This window comes from Moritella marina ATCC 15381, assembly GCF_008931805.1.
In the GTDB taxonomy this organism is placed as follows: Bacteria; Pseudomonadota; Gammaproteobacteria; order Enterobacterales; family Moritellaceae; genus Moritella; species Moritella marina.
This window is the reverse complement of sequence record NZ_CP044399.1, coordinates 3,537,249-3,553,100: the sequence shown is the minus strand read 5'-3', so window position 1 is coordinate 3,553,100 and position 15,852 is coordinate 3,537,249. Positions and strand designations below refer to the sequence as shown.

Annotated in this window: 13 protein-coding genes; 7 read left to right on the top strand and 6 right to left on the bottom strand. The window is 42.6% G+C overall.

Annotated elements, in window-relative coordinates; translation table 11 throughout:
* Nucleotides 1-201 precede the first annotated feature (201 nt).
* From phnW to FR932_RS15925, 4 genes are all read left to right on the top strand, one after another.
* Complete coding sequence (gene phnW / locus FR932_RS15940; RefSeq protein ID WP_019628960.1) at nucleotides 202-1,308, top strand: 2-aminoethylphosphonate--pyruvate transaminase; 1,107 nt, start codon at nucleotides 202-204, stop codon at nucleotides 1,306-1,308.
* Nucleotides 1,305-2,720 (top strand): aspartate aminotransferase family protein, encoded by a 1,416-nt coding sequence (locus FR932_RS15935; RefSeq protein ID WP_019439665.1) that lies wholly within the window; start codon nucleotides 1,305-1,307, stop codon nucleotides 2,718-2,720. Before phnW ends, FR932_RS15935 begins: the two co-directional genes overlap by 4 nt.
* Nucleotides 2,721-2,827: 107 nt before the next feature.
* Nucleotides 2,828-3,670 (top strand): phosphonoacetaldehyde hydrolase, encoded by an 843-nt coding sequence (gene phnX, locus FR932_RS15930; protein ID WP_019439664.1) that lies wholly within the window; start codon nucleotides 2,828-2,830, stop codon nucleotides 3,668-3,670.
* Between the two features lie 81 nt (nucleotides 3,671-3,751).
* Nucleotides 3,752-5,227 (top strand): FAD-dependent oxidoreductase, encoded by a 1,476-nt coding sequence (locus FR932_RS15925; RefSeq protein ID WP_019439663.1) that lies wholly within the window; start codon nucleotides 3,752-3,754, stop codon nucleotides 5,225-5,227.
* A gap of 134 nt (nucleotides 5,228-5,361) precedes the next feature.
* On the opposite strand, the gene FR932_RS15920 is transcribed toward FR932_RS15925, so the two are convergent.
* From FR932_RS15920 to acs, 5 genes are all read right to left on the bottom strand, one after another.
* Complete coding sequence (locus FR932_RS15920; protein WP_019439662.1) at nucleotides 5,362-7,014, bottom strand: immunoglobulin-like domain-containing protein; 1,653 nt, start codon at nucleotides 7,012-7,014, stop codon at nucleotides 5,362-5,364.
* A 444-nt stretch (nucleotides 7,015-7,458) separates the two neighbouring features.
* Complete coding sequence (gene accC / locus FR932_RS15915) at nucleotides 7,459-8,817, bottom strand: acetyl-CoA carboxylase biotin carboxylase subunit (RefSeq protein ID WP_019439661.1); 1,359 nt, start codon at nucleotides 8,815-8,817, stop codon at nucleotides 7,459-7,461.
* Nucleotides 8,818-8,831: 14 nt separating this feature from the next.
* Complete coding sequence (gene accB, locus FR932_RS15910) at nucleotides 8,832-9,287, bottom strand: acetyl-CoA carboxylase biotin carboxyl carrier protein (RefSeq protein WP_019439660.1); 456 nt, start codon at nucleotides 9,285-9,287, stop codon at nucleotides 8,832-8,834.
* A gap of 11 nt (nucleotides 9,288-9,298) precedes the next feature.
* Nucleotides 9,299-9,757, bottom strand: a complete 459-nt coding sequence (gene aroQ, locus FR932_RS15905; protein WP_019439659.1) for a type II 3-dehydroquinate dehydratase — start codon at nucleotides 9,755-9,757, stop codon at nucleotides 9,299-9,301.
* 345 nt (nucleotides 9,758-10,102) lie between these two features.
* Nucleotides 10,103-12,049, bottom strand: coding sequence for an acetate--CoA ligase (acs, locus tag FR932_RS15900; RefSeq protein ID WP_019439658.1), 1,947 nt, complete (start codon nucleotides 12,047-12,049; stop codon nucleotides 10,103-10,105).
* A 296-nt stretch (nucleotides 12,050-12,345) separates the two neighbouring features.
* On the opposite strand from acs, the gene FR932_RS15895 reads away from it, so the two are divergent.
* Nucleotides 12,346-13,488, top strand: a complete 1,143-nt coding sequence (locus FR932_RS15895) for a 3-phenylpropionate MFS transporter (RefSeq protein ID WP_019439657.1) — start codon at nucleotides 12,346-12,348, stop codon at nucleotides 13,486-13,488.
* A 158-nt stretch (nucleotides 13,489-13,646) separates the two neighbouring features.
* On the opposite strand, the gene FR932_RS15890 is transcribed toward FR932_RS15895, so the two are convergent.
* The gene (locus FR932_RS15890; RefSeq protein WP_019439656.1) at nucleotides 13,647-14,096 is read right to left on the bottom strand and encodes a protein-disulfide reductase DsbD domain-containing protein; all 450 of its coding nucleotides are present in this window, start codon (nucleotides 14,094-14,096) and stop codon (nucleotides 13,647-13,649) included.
* A gap of 211 nt (nucleotides 14,097-14,307) precedes the next feature.
* Here FR932_RS15890 and FR932_RS15885 point away from each other — a divergent pair, with 211 nt between their 5' ends.
* Together FR932_RS15885 and cobA are read left to right on the top strand one after the other, a co-directional pair.
* Nucleotides 14,308-14,859, top strand: a complete 552-nt coding sequence (locus FR932_RS15885; protein WP_019439655.1) for an FxsA family protein — start codon at nucleotides 14,308-14,310, stop codon at nucleotides 14,857-14,859.
* Nucleotides 14,860-15,041: 182 nt separating this feature from the next.
* Nucleotides 15,042-15,845 carry a uroporphyrinogen-III C-methyltransferase gene (gene cobA / locus FR932_RS15880; RefSeq protein WP_019439654.1) on the top strand — a complete coding sequence of 268 codons (804 nt, stop codon included), beginning with the start codon at nucleotides 15,042-15,044 and terminating at the stop codon, nucleotides 15,843-15,845.
* The last annotated feature ends 7 nt before the right edge of the window (nucleotides 15,846-15,852 follow it).

Here is a 15,852-nt window from a genome sequence, read left to right as displayed (position 1 = left end):
CAGTTTGATTAACTAAAGTATTTTATGGTTTTTTATTTTTGGTGTTTTTAGCGCGGTATTTCTCTTGGCTATTTTTCCACTGTTCTGCATGAAGTCCGCGAATATGAAGCTTTTGTGAATTCTACTGTGACCCTATTTACCAACCTAGCTATCCACTGCTAAAGTTCTCATCAAACTGGTATAGTCCAAATGGAAGCAGAGATGAAAAACGAATATTTATTACTAACACCGGGTCCACTTTCAACTACAGCAAGTGTACGAGAAGCCATGCTAAAAGATTGGTGTACTTGGGATGATGAATATAACAAAGACATTGTTGAAGTTATCCGCGCTAAGTTAGTGCAACTAGCAACCTCACAAGCGGGTTATACCAGTGTATTGATGCAAGGCAGTGGCACTGCATCGGTAGAGGCAACCATCGGCAGTGTTATTCCTGCTGATGGTAAATTGCTGGTGGTTGATAACGGTGCTTACGGTGCGCGTATTGCCCAGATTGCAGATTACTTAAATATCGCCTGTGACGTGATTGCCCCGGGTGAAACCGCGCAACCAAGCATTGCGGAAGTAGAAGCGAAATTAAGCGCTGATGACAGCATTACTCATGTTGCTATCGTTCATTGTGAAACGACAACGGGCATGCTTAATCCAATTGATGATGTGATTAAATTAGCCAAGAAAAACGGCAAGATCGTTATCTTAGATGCGATGTCTAGCTTTGGTGGTATTCCATTGGATATGGCTGATTTAGGCGTTGATTTCCTGATCAGCTCTGCTAACAAATGTATTCAAGGTGTTCCCGGTTTTGGCTTTGTGATTGCCCGTCAAGCGGAACTGGAAAAATGTAAAGGACTAGCACGTTCATTGTCATTGGATCTATATGACCAATGGCAGTGCATGGAAAAAAATGGCGGTAAGTGGCGCTTTACGTCACCAACTCATACCGTGCGTGCATTTTACCAAGCGTTATTAGAGCTTGAAGAAGAAGGCGGTATTGCTGCACGTCATCAACGTTATCAAGAAAACCAAACAACACTCGTCGCGGGCATGGCGAAACTGGGTTTTGATACCTTGCTTGATGCCTCGTTACATTCACCAATTATTACCTCGTTCTATTCACCCGTTCACAGTGATTATCAATTCAAAGAATTTTATAACCGTCTTAAAGAACAAGGTTTTGTTATCTACCCAGGTAAGGTATCCAACGCTGACTGTTTCCGTATTGGTAACATTGGCGATGTGCACCCAAGTGACATCCAACGTTTATTAGTAGCAATGGAAACAGCGAAATATTGGGAACTAAGTGCATGAGTGAAGTGACTACTAACTTAGCTGATAAGACTGTATTAGCAAGCCGCCAACATCGTAGTGAAGGCGATGTTAATACCACGCCTGCGCGTCAACAGTGGCACGCCAGTATTGACGATAACGCGACGAAAGCCATGCTTGAGCAAGACAGTAAGGTGTTTTTACACCAAGCGATGTCGACGCCGTGTTTGGATGCGTTAGTGGCTGCTGAAGGCATTTATTTACAAGATGCTGCTGGTCAGCGTTACATGGATTTCCATGGTAATAACGTGCATCAGCTAGGTTATGGTCACCCGCATGTATTAACTAAAATTAGCCAACAATTAGCGACGTTACCGTTTTCACCACGTCGCTTTACTAATCAAACCGCGATTGATTGTGCAACTAAGCTGACTGAAATATGTGGTGGTGAGCTCAATCGCGTCCTGTTTGCACCGGGTGGCACCTCTGTCATCGGCATGGCACTTAAATTAGCACGTCACGTCACCGGCAATTTCAAAGTGGTGTCGCTGTGGGATTCATTCCACGGTGCCTCACTCGATGCCATCTCTGTCGGTGGTGAAGCCTGTTTTCGTGCTGGCATGGGACCATTAATGTCTGGTGTCGAACGTATTCCGCCTGCAGTATCTTATCGCGGCTGTTTTCCTTCTCCGGACGGCAGTGATGTGCATTATGCTGATTATCTGGAATACGTGGTCGAAAAAGAAGGTGGCATAGGGGTCTTTATTGCTGAAGCTATCCGTAATACCGATGTGCAAGTGCCAAGTAAAGCTTATTGGCAGCGCATCAGGGAGATCTGCGATAAACATAATATCTTACTGATTATTGACGATATTCCTAACGGTATGGGACGTACTGGGTACTGGTTTAGCCATCATGCATTTGATATCGAACCGGATATTTTATGTATTGGTAAGGGCTTGGGCGGTGGCGTGGTCCCGATTGCCGCGATGATCACCAAAGATAAATACAATACCGCCGCGCAAGTATCACTGGGTCATTATACCCACGAAAAAAGTCCGATTGGTTGCGCTGCAGCATTAGCTACGATGGAAGTGATTGAACAGCAAAATCTGCTGAGCAAAGTGCAAGATGATGAAATCTTTGTGGCTCAAGCGTTAGTGGCTTTGAAAGCACAATATTCTTTGATTGGCGATGTGCGTGGCATGGGACTGTTATGGGGGATTGAGTTAGTTACAGATCGCGATGCTAAAGCGCGCGCCTTTGATGAAGCGGAAGCTGTGTTGTATTACTGCTTGAATGCGGGGCTGAGTTTTAAAGTATCGCAAGGTAATGTTATCCAACTGAGCCCGCCGCTTATTATTAATAGAGATGAATTAAAGCGAGCACTCACTATCTTTGCGGGTGCAATTGATAAAGTAAGCCGTGACTTTGGTTATGCGCCTATTGGTTGAAAATGGGTAGTTGAAAAAAAATTGAATTTAAAAATCGTAATCAAACAAATTGTTAGTAACACATTCTTAACTCATTTTAATAACGAATTACTTTGGAAAACACTATTATGTCAAATTTCGCACAAGACCAGTCAGTAAAACTTAATCATGTTCAGTCTGTTATTTTTGATTGGGCGGGTACTATCGTTGATTTCGGTTCATTTGCACCGACCACTATTTTTATTGCTGCATTTAAAGCGCAGTATGATTTTGATATTAGCTTAGCTGAAGCGCGTGTGCCGATGGGCCTAGGTAAATGGGATCACATTAAAGCGGTATCAGAATTACCTGCTGTGGCAGCACGCTGGCAAGCACAGTTCGGCACCGTTATTAGCAAGACTGATATTGATGCGATTTACCAAACATTTATGCCACTACAAATCGCTAAAGTAGGTGAACACGCTGATCCAATTCCACATGCATTAGACGTTGTGAATGGCTTAAAACAGCAAGGTGTTAAAATTGGTTCATGTTCTGGCTACCCACGTGTCGTCATGGACAAGCTGATCCCTGTTGCAGCAGAAAAAGGCTATGTGCCTGATTGTGTCGTGGCAACGGATGACCTACCTGCTGGTGGCCGTCCTGCACCTTACATGGTATTGAAAAATGTCATTGATATGGCCGTGACTGATGTTGGCGCTTGTATCAAGGTTGATGATTCAGTACCGGGTATTGAAGAAGGGCATAATGCCGGTATGTGGACTGTCGGTTTATTGTTATCGGGTAATGAAGCGGGTCTAACACTAGCGGAATACCTTGCTGCTGACGAAGCGACTTTACACCAAGCGCGTGAAAAAGCCCGTGACCGTTTCACGCCGTTTAATGCGCATTACTTGATTGATACCATCGCAGACCTACCACAAGTGGTTGCTGATATTGATGCCCGTTTAGCGGCTGGCGAACGTCCATAATCACTTATGCTTAAACCTTAATAGCTAGCCACATGGTTAGCTATTTTTTTACTTAAAATACTAACTATCTTGAGTGTGATCATGACTAAGCAGCCTGAATTTCAAACTTTTTGGTTTCAACAAGCAATGGATCTAGAAGCGGATTACTGTAATAACGTAAAGCCACAAACGCTCACTGCTGATACAGTCGCTGATGTGTGTATTGTCGGTGGTGGTTACACGGGATTATGGACCGCGATCCAACTTAAACAGCAACAACCGACACTGGATGTCATGATCATAGAGAAAAGTCTCTGTGGTAGTGGCGCATCGGGTCGTAACGGTGGCTGTATGCTGACTTGGTCGACTAAGTACTTGTCGATGCAACGTCTATATGGTGAAACGCAGGCGGTCGAATTAGTCAAAGCGTCAGAACAAGCGGTGGATGAAATTGAAGCCTTTTGTTTAAAGTATCAGATTGATGCAGAGCTACGTCGTGATGGCACTTTGTTTACTGCCACCAATACCGCACAGACTGGTGGATTAGAGGCGACATTAGCGGCGTTAGATAAACATGAATTAAACAGTTGGCAGGTTTGGGAAGCGAAGACGGTACAGCAGCATGCGGGTTCTGAATTACATCAAACAGGGTATTTTTCGCCTGTCGCCGCCAGTGTGCAGCCGGGTAAGTTAGCCCGTGGTTTAAAGCGCGTCGCCGAGCAACTTGAGGTGCGTATTTATGAAAACACGCCGATGTTAGCGATTAAAGATAATAACCTTAGCGCTACTAGTGCCAAAGCCAGTAGCAAAGCTAGTGCGAAAGCAAATAAGCATAAAGTCGTGATCGAGACACCACAAGGAACTGTCTATGCGACGAAGTCAGTGATGGCGCTAAACGCTTGGATGTTAGAGCAATTCCCGCAGTTTAAAAATAAAATTGTGGTGGTATCGTCAGATATGGCGATCACCAAACCGATCCCTGAAAAGCTAGCAGAAATGGGCATTACAGATGGTAAAACAGTATTAGATTCACGTACTTTTGTGCATTATTACCGTACTACGCCTGATGGTCGTTTGATGTTAGGTAAGGGCGGTAATCATTTTTCTTATGCTAATGCAGTGAGACCTTTATTTAATCAGCCTACACGGTATGGCAAGTTACTACGCGAGTCGTTTGATAAGTTATTTCCGACGCTGGTGGCTGAAGAATTTGAAACGACTTGGACTGGTCCATCGGATCGTTCGGCGACGGGACTGCCATTTTTTGGCAAAATCGCTGATGAAGGCAATATTTATTACGGTTTTGGTTATTCCGGTAGTGGTGTAGGCCAGACTTGGATTGGCGGTAAAATATTAGCATCTATGCTGCTAGGCAATAATGATAAATGGAGCCATAACGGGCTAACGACAGGGCCAAAAGGCGGCTTTCCACCTGAACCTATACGCTGGATAGGTACTATGTTGGTACGTAATGCCATTCGCCGTAAAGAACGTTGTGAAGATAATGAAACCACGCCTTTCTGGTTCGATAAGCAGTTGGCCAAGTTTGCTAATGCGGCCGGTAAAGCAGATAAATAATTCGTTATCATCGAGTTACTTTAGTCGTGAAAAAGCCAGTATCAACATTTGTTAATACTGGCTTTGTTTTAAAGTATGTTTTAAATTATCTGTGTTTAAGTTGCTTGGTTTAGAAAGGGTTGAACTCTTTTATACTAACGCCAAACTCCCCATTCGCCAGTCGTACCTGGTTCTTCACCTTTCGTCCACCACTGCGCTGTCCAAGTCGCGCCGTTATGAGTGACTTTATCATCTTTGACATACGTACTGCCTACTTGCCAATCATCATCACTTACTGCATCAGTGACAACGGTAACGATACGTTTATCGGTCATATTCTGCTGATTATCCTGACCATAAAATAGCTGGTAAGTTAGCTCGTATACACCAACGACATTAGTATCAACTTCACCTGTTACGGTGATATTGGCGGTGAGATCACCTTGCGTCGGATGGCTGGCACTAACGCCTTGCATAGGGTCAAATTCACTATCAATGACAACGGTGGTATCAGTGATACCTGTAAAAGCAGGCAATATTTCGTATACGGTTATTTTGCGAGGTTGATTCGTGGTTTCATCATCACTGCTGACGCTGTAAGTTAACAGGTAGTCGCCGACTTGATTGGTATTAACACTGCCCGAGACGGTAACATCGGCTGTTATATCGTTACCTTGATAGTCTTTGGCTGTTATCCCGATTAATGGATCAAAGTGGCTGTCGAGCTCGACACGCGTATCGACAATTCCCGATAAAGTCGGCGTCATATCTGTCACTGGGGGTAATTGATTATGAATAAAGTTACCATAATCTTTAATGAACTGTTGATTGTAGCTGTTATTCGCGGCGTCCGTGCCCATATCCCAGTTCACTGACCACGTCATTACACCACGTAATGGCTGGCCTTGGGCTTTTAAACGGTCAAAGGCCTTGTATAAGTCTTGTGGGTCTTGAATGTAACCAGTTGCTGCCGCATCGATGTTCGAAGGCAGCCCGAAGACTAATTTATCATGTGGGATCTTATGGTAATTACGCGTACCGTTAATCAGTGAGTCGGCAATGTAGTAAATAAATTCTTCTTTTAACGCATCATTGTTTTGTGCTATCCAGCCTACGCCTTCAATCCACAGGCCATCGCCACCTTGGTTGTAGAATTGTGGATTGATGAAGTCATAATAACCATCAAGCTCAGTAAGGTAGGGAGTATAGGCGCCATTAGCGGTTAAATAAGGGAATTCCGGTGCCATGGTGATCATAAAGTTATCACCGGTTTTACGGTAATGCTCTTTGACCATTTTTAATGCTGCCGGAATAACAAACTGGTTATCTTTTGCTGTGATCGCTGCTTGTTCTAAATCAATATCGAGCCCATCAAATCCATAAAGATCCGTGAGTCTAATAATTTCTGCAGCGAGCGCATCTTCGTCACCACGGGTTAGTTCTATATGTGCATCAGCGCCGCCAAGCGCGATTAATACACTACGTCCTTGGCTGTTAAGGGTATCAATTTGAGCGATAAATTCTGCTTCACTCAGGGCAATCGTAGGGTCTAGTTTAAAGGTTGGAATACGGCCTTCAGCGATATCATACACTTTCATGAATGAAATATTGACCACGTTGTACTGTGGATTTACCGTTTTTAGTTCAACACAAGGTGCGTTTCCGCCTTGGTAGCCACGACCATCACACCAGTTATGCCAGTAACCGACGACGACATTATCGTCCTGTGATGTAATGGTCCCTGCTATGCCTGCTGTAGAAAAAAGACCGGTGAAAATAGCCGCTGAAAGTATCGATTTAAGCTTCATAATGATTCCCTATAATAAATATTGCAGCAATGACACATCCTATCTCATTGTTAACATTGCCATTAAACTACAATAAAATTTATAGTGATGAAAAGCTCTTGTACACAGTGCGTTTTTTTCAGAGAGTAAAAAAAATGCCTATAGATAAAATTATCTGCAGGATCATGATAAATACTCTAAGTAACGACATTTAAAGTCAGAAATGGCTTTAAGACCATACTCATCAGGACTTTTTCAGTTTTTTTAATGTGTATTTTACCGATGAGGAGTCAGTGCTGATATGTTTAATATGGCGAGTGAATAGTCTGAATAAGCTGGTAGTACCAGATAGTCATAATGGTAACAAAATAAAGAGAATAAAAAAGTAAGGTAATAAAATCAGGATAATAAAAAGCCCAAGTCGAATAAATCGCTTGGGCTTCTGAGTATTTATTAATGCTTAGATTATTTTTTGCTTTGTGCTTTCAAATCTAATTTCTTCTCTAAATAGTGGATGTTAGTGCCACCATTTTGGAAGTTTTCATCGTTTAAGATTTCAAGATGTAGTGGGATATTGGTTTTAATACCATCAATCACCATTTCTTTTAATGCGTTCCGCATTCTAGAAATTGCTACATCACGATTTTCACCGTAAGTAATTAACTTACCGATCATTGAATCGTAGTGTGGCGGTACTTTATAACCCGCATAGACATGCGATTCCCAACGTACACCAAAACCGCCAGCGGCATGGAAACGTTTGATCTGACCAGGACTTGGAATAAATGTCTCTGGGTCTTCAGCGTTAATACGACATTCAAGTGAATGACCCGCTAAGCGTACTTCTTCTTGAGTAACTGACAGTGGCATACCGGCAGCAACACGTAGTTGCGCTTTGATTAAATCAATGCCTGTTACCATTTCTGTTACTGTGTGCTCAACTTGAATACGGGTATTCATTTCGATGAAGTAGAACTCACCGTTTTCATACAAGAATTCAAATGTACCTGCACCACGGTAGTTGATATCAACACAGGCACGACTACAACGTTCGCCAATGTGGCGACGTAGGTCAGCGGTAATGCCCGGTGCTGGTGCTTCTTCAACTACTTTTTGATGACGACGTTGTAATGAACAATCTCGTTCGCCAAGGTGGATCGCGTTACCTTGACCATCAGCCAGTACTTGTACTTCAACGTGACGTGGATTTTCTAGGAATTTCTCCATGTAAACCATGTCATTACCGAAGAATGAACCCGCTTCGTTACGTGTTAATGCAATTGAATCAAGCAAGTCTGCTTCTTCATGCACAACACGCATACCACGACCACCACCGCCACCGGCAGCTTTAATAATGATCGGGTAACCGATGCGCTTAGCAATTTTCTTATTACGTTGTGCGTCAGTATCAAGTGGACCGTCAGAACCTGGTACACAAGGTACGCCGGCTTTTTTCATTGCCGCAATCGCAGATACTTTATCGCCCATTAGACGAATAGTGTCAGCTTTAGGGCCGATGAAAATAAAACCTGAGTGTTCAACTTGTTCAGCAAAATCAGCGTTTTCAGCAAGGAAGCCATAACCTGGGTGGATAGCAACCGCGCCCGTGATTTCTGCTGCACTTAAGATAGCGGGTACATTTAAGTAACTGTCTGTCGCTGCTGGTTTACCAATACAAACTGTCTCGTCAGCTAATAATACGTGTTTTAATTCACGATCTGCTGTTGAGTGTACTGCAACCGTCTTGATGCCTAACTCTTTACAGGCACGAAGAATACGTAATGCAATTTCGCCGCGATTGGCGATAACAACTTTATCCAACATTGGAAACTCCGTAGTTATTCAATGATGAAAAGAGGTTCATCAAACTCAATAGCTTGACCGTCTGTTGCTAGGATAGCTTTCACTACACCGGCTTTATCTGATTCGATTTGGTTCATCATTTTCATTGCTTCTAAAATACACAGAGTATCGCCAACTTTTACTGTTTGGCCAACGGCAACAAAAGGTGCGGCGCCTGGAGATACTGCATTATAGAAAGTACCAACCATAGGAGAGCGAACTTGATGGCCCGCTACTTCTGTTGGAGCTGCTTCAACAGCTGCCGCTACCGGAGCTGCCACAGCTGCTACTGGCGCTGCTACTGGAGCCGTTGCATATTGAACTTGCGCTGGAGCTGCTGTGCTGCTAAAACGATTGATTCGTACAGACTCTTCACCTTCAGAAATTTCTAATTCTGCAATGCCAGATTCTTCAACTAGTTCAATCAGTTTTTTAATTTTACGGATGTCCATAATGATCTCTTTTATTTGTTGTTAGTTTGCTTGAGCTGTTTGACAGCAGAAAGCAGTGCAAATTCATAACCATCAGCCCCTAATCCACAAATAACGCCTTTGGCGACATCGGATAGATAGGAATGATGACGAAACGGTTCTCGAGCGTGTACATTAGAGAGGTGTACTTCGATAAATGGGATTGAAACCCCTAATAATGCGTCTCTAATTGCCACACTGGTATGCGTGTATGCTGCAGGATTGATGATGATAAAATCAGTATTGCCCATAGCCGCATGAATATGATTAATAAGCTCGTGTTCTGCGTTAGATTGCTCATGACACAAATCAATGTGGTGCTCGTTTGCAACATCGGTTAAATGTTCTACAATGTCACTAAGTGTTTGATAGCCGTAAGTATCAGGTTCTCTTTTACCTAAAAGATTTAGATTCGGTCCGTTGAGTAACAATATTCTTGATTTGTGCGACATATTGCTTCCATTGTCTGGTAAAATGACACTAACTTCGTAAATACAACCTACATCGTTAGCCTTTCTGAAAACTCCAATTGTAGATGTTTATAAAATACAATTGTTGCTAATTCTCTACACATTATATGATTTTCGGAGAATATAACAGCATTTGACTGGTCTTATCTGATATTTTATTAAAGTTTAGACTCTAAGTAAAACTTAGCGCACATTAGCAATGGGCTGAATTTAAGTGAGATTGTTGCGGGGAGTTAAAACTAAAAAATCGATGTAACTAAGGCGAGAGTTACACCGATAAAAGATTATTTAAGCGCGAGTGGATATTGTTTACTCGCGGTTTTTATTTCAAGCTTCTTGCTTCTCGGAAATTAAGGTATCAACCACACTTGGATCTGCTAGTGTGGAAGTATCGCCGAGCGTATCCGTATCATCGGTCGCTACTTTACGCAGTATTCGGCGCATGATCTTACCTGAGCGGGTTTTTGGTAATGCTTGGGTCCAATGTAAGGTATCTGGTGTGGCAATTGCGCCAATCTCACTCCGTACCCATTGTTTCACTTCTTTTAGTAGCGCTTCATCAGCTTCTTCACCCGCATTCAGTGTGACATAAGCATAAATGCCTTGGCCTTTAATATCATGTGGCACACCGACAACCGCAGCTTCAGCAATTTTATTGTGGGCAACTAACGCACTTTCAATTTCAGCAGTCCCCATACGGTGGCCAGAAACATTCAATACATCATCCACACGCCCTGTGATCCAGTAATAACCATCGGCGTCACGTTTAGCGCCATCACCTGTGCAATACATATTCGGGAATGTTGAGAAGTAAGCTTCTTCAAAACGGCTTTCATCACCATAAATACCGCGCATTTGACCAGGCCAAGAATCTAAGATAACTAAGTTACCCTCATTTTCGCCATCGAGGATGTTACCTTCATTATCAACCAGCGCTGGATTTACACCAAAAAATGGACGTGTCGCAGAACCGGGTTTAAGGCTGGTCGCGCCTGGTAATGGGGTAATTAAAATACCACCGGTTTCAGTCTGCCACCACGTATCAACAATCGGTGTTGAAGCATTGCCGATAGTATTGTAATACCACTGCCATGCTTCAGGGTTAATGGGTTCACCGACTGAGCCCATTAAGCGTAACGAGGTACGTTTGGTGCCTTTAATTGCATCATCACCTTTCGCCATAAGTGCGCGGATGGCTGTTGGTGCTGTATAAAGTGTGGTGACTTGATGCTTATCTACTACTTGGCTCATACGTGCCGTATCAGGGTAATTTGGTACACCTTCGAACAGTACAGTCGTTGCTGCATTCGCCAATGGTCCGTAAACTAAATAGCTGTGCCCGGTGATCCAACCCACATCGGCGGTACACCAAAAGACGTCAGAGTCTTGATGATCGAAAACATATTTGAACGTCATCGTGGCATATACAAGGTAACCACCAGTGGTGTGTAAGACACCTTTTGGCTTACCAGTAGAGCCGGATGTATACAGGATGAATAATGGATCTTCGGCATTCATTGCTTCAGGTGCACATTCACTTGGTTGATCTTTAACAACATCATGCCACCAAAGGTCACGACCTTCATGCCACGCAACATCAGCGTTAGTGCGGGCAAAGACAATGACATTGTTAACAGTGGTCACTTGTGGTTTAGCTAAGGCAGTATCAACACAATCTTTAAGACGCGTAATACGACCTGCACGCACACCTTCATCGGCGGTGATGACTAATTTAGCGCCACAGTTATCAATACGGTCAGCGAGTGCTTCAGCAGAGAAACCAGCAAATACAATCGTGTGTACAGCACCAATACGGGTACAGGCAAGCATCGCAATTGCGGCTTCTGGTACCATTGGCATATAGAGGCAAACGACGTCGCCTTTTTTAATGCCTTGGGCTTTGAGTGCATTGGAAAATTGGCAGACTTTTTCATAAACGTCTTGATACGTTAATTTTTCAGAATCTTCAGGGTTATCGCCTTCCCAAATAATGGCTGTTTTGTTGGCGTTATCTTTTAAGTGACGGTCAAGACAGTTGGCTGAAACATTGAGTTGGCCATCTTGGAACCAGTTAATGTCGACACGACCAGGTTGGAAACTGGTGCTTTTCACTTGGCTATAAGGCTTGATCCAATCAACGATATGGCCTTGTTCACCCCAAAATGCTTCCGGATTAGTAATAGAATGCTTGTACATCGCTTGGTAAGCATTGTCATTTAATAAACTGTTTTGCGCAAATTCTGCAGGTACCGGATATAGTTTAGTGTCGCTCATTGTTCTTCCTTAATAGTATTAAATTCCTTGTCCACATCTGAATGTAAGCATGACTTATCGAGAGTGATGTTTACATCTGCTGTGAATAAAAATGCCATGGTCGTAAATATCTAGCAATACGACTTTAGTATTAATGATAGTTTTTTGTGATGCTTTTGCTTTAAGCGACAGTTTATTTTGATGAAACAGTGGTTAGATCATCATAATATTTTATGGAAAAATAGAGATTGTCCATTACTAAGGGAGTAGACTATCGCTCATTATTGGACTGATATTTCACTATTTAGGGATTAAATATGGGCTTTGCACTGCCATCAACAATATGGATGGGGTTTTATTATATTGGCTTTTTTGGTGTCTACGGGGTTTTACTGCCGTTTTGGGCATTGTGGTTAAAGGGCGAAGGAACATCGACAGAGATGATCGGTACTATGCTGGCTTTTGCGTTAGTTGCTCGTTCTGCTGGCGCGTTATTATTAACCCGTAATTTAACCACCACGGTATCGTTATTACAGGCGATGAGACGTTTAACATTAACCAGTATGATTGCTTTTTCAGGGTTTTACTTGACCAGTAATGTGTATTTAGTCTTTTTATTGGTGGTGCTGACTAACTTTGTGTTTTCACCGCTAATGGCACTTGGTGAAGCGATGGCTGCGAAGCTGGTTCGTTATAATAATATGGATTATGGTAAGACCCGCTTATGGGGCTCGATCGGATTTATGTTAGCGAGTGCCGCGACCGGGCTATTAGTAGAGTCGTTTGATCATCAAGTTATCTTATTAGCGATTATTATCGGCTTAGCGGGGCTGCTGTTATTAACAGTGACGCCTGCGCGTAATATGCCGCAAGATACGCTGAAAAGCAGTAAAACCAGTAGCGGCTTTATGACTATTTTAAATCGCCCAAGCTTTTGGCCATTCTTGTTAATTACAGCATTGCTACAAGGTGCACATGCTGCCTATTATGGTTTTGGTGCTGTGTATTGGCAGGATATAGGCATTAGTGAAACCTATATTGGTTATTTTTGGAGTATGGGTGTTGTCGGTGAGATTTTCTTTTTGGCCATTGGCCGACGATTATTTGCTAATACTAGTTTAGCGACGATGTTTGCTATTGCCGCATTTGGCAGTATTGTACGCTGGTTAACGTTAAGTTATGCGACGGACGTGAGTGTTATCATGTTGTCGCAATTATTACATGGCGTGACTTTTGGTATCGCTCACTTAGCGGCGATGCGTTATATTGCCGAAAATGTGGCTGATGAAGATACCATGACAGTGCAAGCTATTTATGCGGCAATTCCGTTTAGTTTAGCGATTGCCTTGCTGACATTTCTTTCGGGATTATTTTATCCTGAGCTAAAAGAAAATATTTTTATCTTTATGGCGATTGCTGTCGTGCCGGTATTAGTATTGGTTCGTAGTAAACATATATAAGAAGAATACGATAAACGGATCGCGTTATTTACGCTATATAAGGTAAATCGATAAAATAGCTAAAGTGATGAAAGCCACGAGCAAAGTCTTGTGGCTTTTCTATATAGGGATTATGTAAAGTGCGATGCCTAATTCTATATTTAGTACTAACTTCGGGTTTATTGGCTAATAAATGTTTTTGTCATGGGTGGATAACATAATCCTGCGACTGCACAACCTTGATAGTGAATCGTTACTCTACTCTTTGGTGCTAGCTCTGCAATAGGTACTGATAATTGTAATTCGTACTGAAATATTTCCACATCACCAAAATATTCATCATGATAATCTTTACCTGCGGGCAGTCCTTCGATAGTGTGCTCGTTACCATTGATAGTGACACGCAATTTATTTTTATATAAATAATAACCGTCGGTAATTTGCCAGAACACATTAAGCTGCTGGTCTTGCTGTAGTTGTGAATATACAAATGCTTCTTCGGCTGCTAAAAATGCAGGCACGCTTTGTGGTTTATTGGCAAATAGACTAAAATTATTATTGGCGAATGCGGGGATTGCGCTTTGCAATGTGAGGCTGCCAGTTAATAACAGGATCGATTTTAGGTTCATCTTTTCCAACTTTATGGTGTTATTGTTGTCTTAATTACACTATCTGCCAGTTAGTATTATGGACTATCTATTAGGCGAGAGCTTGAAAATGGGGCTAATGCCCTTATGTTACTTTATATCATAACCGTTTTTTGCGGATTTTGTAGATAAGTGCATGACAAGATTATTGCTTGCTATGTCGTCTACCCCAACTGAATTTTGAGAGGTTAATGTGTTAGGTCGTTTATTTTTCCTGTTTACTGCGATGACATTAATTGAAGTGTATGTACTAATGTCGATAGGCTCGTTATTAGGTGCAGAGCTGACTATTGGTATTATAATTTTAACTGCGTTTGCGGGTTCGTATTTGGTACGTAGCCAAGGCATACAAACGGTGCAAAAATTACAAGCACGTTTAGCTGCTGGTGAAGCGCCGGGACAAGAAATTGTTGAAGGCATTATGCTGCTTGTGTGTGGTGTGTTATTGGTTACGCCTGGTTTTGTAACTGATGGTTTGGGCTTGTTAGTATTAACACCACAAATTCGTGGTCGCTTGGCTAAAGCGTTACTTGATCAGTACAAAGACCGTATTATTCCACAGTCGACATTTACGGCTGGCGCGCAAGGTTTTAGTTATTCATCACAATCATCAACGCACTCTTCATCAGGACATGCGTCACAATCATCACCATTTCAACAGCAGCCAACACATAACACTAAAAATGACGGCGCTATCGAAGGTGATTTTGTTGAAGTAAACCGAGATGACAATAAGCTTAATTAATAATCGATAAAGTAAGAAATGCTAAAAGGCGCGGTCGAAAGATCGCGCCTTTTTTGATCTTGCTGCGCTTGGTATAACTTATACTACTCCGCTATTGGTAAGCTTTATCCAGCTATGGTATTTATGAGGTATATAAAATAGTTGCTGGCCGTGATGGCTGGCGTAGTAGCTAAGGATATAGAATGACCGGACAAATAATACCAACAGCAATAAATGAGCTACAGGCCGTAAGTCATACAGGGAAAGTGATTTTAGTCGGTTCGGGTCCTGGGGATCCTGACTTATTAACCGTTAAAGCATTACGCTTATTACAACAAGCGGAAGTCGTTGTACATGACCGTTTAGTTTCTGATGAGATCATCGCGCTTATTCATCCCGATGCGGAATGTTTCTTTGTCGGTAAGCAAGCTGGCTATCACTGTGTCCCACAAAGCGGAATAAACGATCTGCTGGTTAAGCTCGCTTTGGAAGGTAAACAGGTTATCCGCCTTAAAGGTGGCGATCCGTTTATCTTTGGTCGTGGTGGTGAAGAACTCGAAGCCTTATTACCATTTAACATACCTTTTGAAGTGGTTCCGGGGATCACCGCTGCATCAGGCTGCGCTGCTTATGCAGGGATCCCATTAACACATCGTGATTATACCCAAGGTGTACAGTTTATTACCGGACATTTAAAAGATGATGCTCATCAGCTAGATTGGCCATTACTGGGTAAGGCAACCCATACATTGGTGTTTTATATGGGCTTAACGCAGAGCAGTGGTATCGCTAGTAACCTGATTAAACACGGTATGGATGCCGATATGCCGGTGGCTATTGTAGAGAAGGGCACGAGTAAGCAGCAGCGCACTTTACAAGGATCGTTAAAAGATCTTGGCGATCTTGCCGGGCAAGCTGAAAGTCCGTCATTGATTATTATTGGTGGCGTCACACAGTTAGCAAGTAAATTAGATTGGTTTAGCGCAACACTTAGTTCGGGTGAGTAGCGTGATT